Raw genomic sequence first — 3337 nt, 5'->3', positions numbered from 1 at the left:
GGCAGGGTCCATTGCGGGATGCGCAGCTTGCGCGCGATCTGGTTGGTCAGTTCCTGCAACGCGCCGAAGGGGCACAGCCAGCCGCAATAGGCGCCCCGGCCCCAGAAGAGCAGGGCGGCGGCGACCGCGAACCACAGGATGAAGGTCAGCGGGTCCAGCAGGAACGCCTGCCAGCTAAAGCCGCCCGCCACGCTGCCGAACAGCGCCATCAGGTTCACCACTGACAACTGCGCATTGGCATACCAGCCCAGCCAGACCAGCGTGACCGTCAGGAACGCCATGCGGAAGATGTAGAAGCGGCGTTCGTTGCGCACCACGAAGCTCTGGAAGAAGAACACCCCCGTCAGCACCGCCAGCATCACGCCAAGACCCACGATCCTGGCGGTGGAATCGCGCCAGATGCGTTGCCACAGCGCGGCTTGTGCTGCGCTTTCGTCAAGATCCGGGGCGACCGCGACGGGTTCGGGTGCAGGCGGCGGGGCCAGTTCGTGCAGGTATTTCGGCGCAAGCTGATAGGCAAGGTCGAAGGTCTGGAACACCTTCTCGATCGGGCCGACGTCGCGATGCACCAGCAGTTGGATGCGGAAGGGTTTCGTCGGGTCGAAACCGGAATCGGCGGGGATGCGGAACAGGTCGGTCTCGGTGAAATCGGGCGTGCCTTCGGCGGCGATGCGGCCAAGGCGGCGGTGGTCGCGGTCGCGGAAGCGCACCGAAACGTCGTCCTGGATCAGCACGATCCGGTCGAAGATGCCGCCGCGCACATAGCCCGATCCCTTGAAGGAATAGAGACCCCGGCCCATGATCGCGACGGCATGGTCGCCCTCGGCCAGCCAGCCCCGCAGATTGGCGGCCTCGGCGCCGCCCAGCAGCCCCTGGCCGATGGCGGGGACCGACACCAGCGCGGCGTTCATGTCGATGAAGATGGTCTCGGCCGGGTCGGTCAGCGCGCGCTCGGCGGCGCGGGCGTCGGGATGGGCGGCGAAGGCGTCGTTCACCTGCGCGACGTCCAGGACCAGGCGGCGGACGGTGCCGTCGCCCTCGGCCTCGGTCCAGTCGGCGGGGGGTGCGGCGTCGGTCGCGATCTCGAATTGCGGGCCGGTGGGGGCGGTCTGCGCGGCCAGCCCGCCCAGCCCAAGCGCCCGCGCGACCCGAAGGCCCGAGCGGATGATCGAATCGTCGATCACCATCACCGTGACCGTCGCGCCCGAAATGATGTCCACCTCATGCGAGGTGCCGCCCGACTGCGCCTCGGCCACCAGATCGAGGCCCGCGTAGCCTTCGACCACCGCGCGCATCTTCGCTTCGGGGATGCCGATCAGCACGATGGGTTCGGAATGGTGGACCAGCCGCACGCCCGCGACCCTGGCATCGGGGTCCACGGCGACAAGGCTGTGGATCGGCTTGCCGGAATAGCCCGTCGTGCCCACGAAATCGCTGGTCACGAAGGCCCATGCCACGGTTTCGCCGCCGCTCAGCACCGGGGCCACGGGCAGGTCGTCGCGGATCGGGCCGAAGCCGTCGGCGCCGGGGACCAGTTCGCCCGCCTCCTCGTCGCTCAGGAACTCGGCCAGGACCGGCGCGGCGCTGGCGGGTGCGGCAAGCGCAAGGCCCGCGCAGAGGATCAAAAGCAGTCGAAGCAGTCGCATGTCAGGGCATTCCCGGGTATTTACGAAAATGCAAACTGCCCGGTTTTCCGGCGAGGCTCTTTGCGCCATGACAAACAAGCGCGAATTTGTCGCCGCGCAAAGATCGAACCGGAAAGCGGCGCGATGCTTGCCGGATGAAACGAGGATGCCGCCCATGCCCGACCAGCCCGAAACCCCGCCTATTCGCGAACTCGACGTCCGGCCTCTGATCGCCGCCGGGGAAAAGCCCTTCGCCCCCATCGCCGCGCTGGCCGATGAGATCCCGCCGGGCGGTGCCTTCCGCCTGATCGCCCCCTTCCGGCCCGATCCGCTGTTCAGCGTCATGGCGCGCAAGGGCTTTACCGCCGAGGCGCGAGAGATCGGCGGCGGCGATTGGGAGATCTTGTTTTCCCGCGCCGCGCCCGAACCCGAACCGACCATCGGCAGCGCTGCCGAGGCGGTGATCTGGCCCGATCCCACCCGCTCGCTGGACCTGACCGGCCTGCCGCCCCCCGAGCCGATGATGCGCATCTTCGAGGAACTGGCCACGCTGGAACCGGGCGAGGTGCTTTTCGCCCTGCTGATCCGCGAACCGCTGCCGCTTCTGGCCGAACTTGCGACGACCGGCCACGAATGGGCGGGCAACTATTCCGAGGAACACGGGGCCTACCGGCTGCTGATCCGGTGCGGGGACGGCGGATAACGACCTGAGCGGGCTTGCCTCGCTTCTCCTTTCATCCGCGCCGGGCTATAGAATAAGCGCCCGGCGGGACCGTCGGCGCTTACTGCCCCTTGCGGGAACCGAAAGGCACGTCGATGGTCACCGAGGTCGAGACCCTGCGCAACCTGTCCCTGTTCCGGGACCTGCCCGACGAGGTGCTGGCACGGCTGACGAAACGCGCCCGCCAGCGCCGCATCGCGCCGGGCGAGGCGGTGTTCCAGCAGGGCGAGACCGCGCACAGCTTCTATCTGCTGCTGTCGGGGCGGCTGAAGGTCACGCAGGTGACCGAGGAAGGCCAGCAGCTTGTCGTCCGCGTCGTCTATCCGGGCGACCTGTTCGGCTTTGCCCGCGCGCTGAACCGCCCCGATTATCCCGGCACCTCGCGCGCCGCCGTCGAATCCGAGGTCGTCGGCTGGCCGATGCCGGAATGGGACACCATCGTCGAAAGCAACCCGCGCCTTGCGCTGAACGCCATCCAGACCATCGGCCAGCGCCTGGACGAAGCCCACACCCGCCTGCGCGAGATGTCCACGCAAGACGTCGAGCGCCGCGTCGCCCATGCCGTCCTGCGCCTGATCCGGCAGGCCGGGCGCCGCGAGGGCGAGGGCATCCGCATCGACTTTCCGATCTCGCGCCAGGATATCGCGGAAATGACCGGCACGACGCTGCACACCGTCTCACGCATCCTGTCGGGGTGGGAGGGCAGGGGCCTCGTGCAAGGCGGACGCCAGCGCATCACCGTGCTGGACGTGGCCGGCCTTGGCCGCATCGCCGAGCCGTGAGCCTCTTTATTTCGGTTGTTTGCGTTTGCGCAAATATTGGTGCCGCGCGATCGGCTATGCGAAGATCAGTCGGCCGGAAACGGCCCATCCACAGGAGAACGAGATGAACCGCAGAATTTTCGCCCTCGCCACGGGTCTTGCCCTGGGTTTCGCAGGCCTGACCGGGCAGGCTGCATTCGCGGCCGAGCACGAGGTCCAGATGCTGAACC

At 67.9% G+C, this 3337-nt stretch carries 3 protein-coding genes; 2 read left to right on the top strand and 1 reads right to left on the bottom strand.

Going from position 1 to position 3337, the window contains the following annotated elements:
- A partial coding sequence (locus Q0O97_RS17390) for a 4Fe-4S binding protein (protein ID WP_294932419.1) occupies positions 1 to 1646 on the bottom strand: 1646 nt, incomplete at its 3' end.
- Positions 1647 to 1800: 154 nt separating this feature from the next.
- On the opposite strand from Q0O97_RS17390, the gene Q0O97_RS17385 reads away from it, so the two are divergent.
- Together Q0O97_RS17385 and Q0O97_RS17380 are read left to right on the top strand one after the other, a co-directional pair.
- Positions 1801 to 2328 (top strand): DUF2249 domain-containing protein, encoded by a 528-nt coding sequence (locus tag Q0O97_RS17385; protein ID WP_294932416.1) that lies wholly within the window; start codon positions 1801 to 1803, stop codon positions 2326 to 2328.
- Positions 2329 to 2441: 113 nt separating this feature from the next.
- Entirely contained in the window at positions 2442 to 3128 is a 687-nt protein-coding gene (locus Q0O97_RS17380) for a Crp/Fnr family transcriptional regulator (protein WP_294932413.1), read from the top strand.
- The last annotated feature ends 209 nt before the right edge of the window (positions 3129 to 3337 follow it).

This window comes from uncultured Paracoccus sp., assembly GCF_945915435.1.
Taxonomy (GTDB): domain Bacteria; phylum Pseudomonadota; class Alphaproteobacteria; order Rhodobacterales; family Rhodobacteraceae; genus Paracoccus.
Note: the sequence above shows the minus strand (reverse complement) of the source record. Positions and strands in the feature narration are given on the sequence as shown.

Coding starts and splice junctions, on each gene's coding strand:
- Q0O97_RS17385 (WP_294932416.1), top strand. CDS start 1,801: ATGCCCGACCAGCCCGAAACCCCGCCTATTCGCGAACTCGACGTCCGG.
- Q0O97_RS17380 (WP_294932413.1), top strand. CDS start 2,442: ATGGTCACCGAGGTCGAGACCCTGCGCAACCTGTCCCTGTTCCGGGAC.